This window comes from Mycobacterium sp. NS-7484, assembly GCF_001953975.1.
Taxonomy (GTDB): Bacteria; Actinomycetota; Actinomycetes; order Mycobacteriales; family Mycobacteriaceae; genus Mycobacterium.
Window position 1 is genome coordinate 1 of record NZ_MBEJ01000100.1, and the last position, 553, is coordinate 553.

Consider the following 553-nt stretch of genomic DNA (forward strand, 5'->3'; position numbering starts at 1 on the left):
CCAGGGCGGCACCGGCGATCGCGGCGTCGCCGACACCGCCGCAGCCGATCACCGCGACCGTGTCGTCACGGGTCACCGCGCCGGTGTTGATCGCCGCGCCGATACCGGCCATCACACCGCAGCCCAGCAGACCGGCCACCGCCGGGTCGGCTTCGGAATCGACCTTGGTGCACTGTCCTTCGTGCACCAGGGTCTTGTCGGCGAACGCCCCGATGCCCAGGGCCGGGGTCAGCTCCGTGCCGTCGGTCAAGGTCATCTTCTGGGCGGCGTTGTGGGTGTCGAAGCACAGGTGTGGGCGGCCCCGCTTGCAGGCGCGGCACTGTCCACACACTGCGCGCCAGTTCAGGATGACGAAATCGCCCGGTTCGACGTTGGTGACGCCCTCACCGACGGCCTCGACCGTGCCTGCGGCCTCGTGGCCGAGCAGGAACGGGTATTCGTCGTTGATGCCGCCCTCGCGGTAGGTCAGGTCGGTATGGCACACGCCGCAGGCGATGATGTCGACCACCACCTCACCGGGCCCCGGATCGGGGATGACAATGTCGACCAGCTC

At 69.1% G+C, this 553-nt stretch carries 1 protein-coding gene; it reads right to left on the reverse strand.

Annotated elements, in window-relative coordinates; translation table 11 throughout:
• The coding region (locus A5733_RS19235; protein ID WP_158070624.1) for an alcohol dehydrogenase catalytic domain-containing protein at window positions 1-553 on the reverse strand (553 nt) is incomplete at both ends.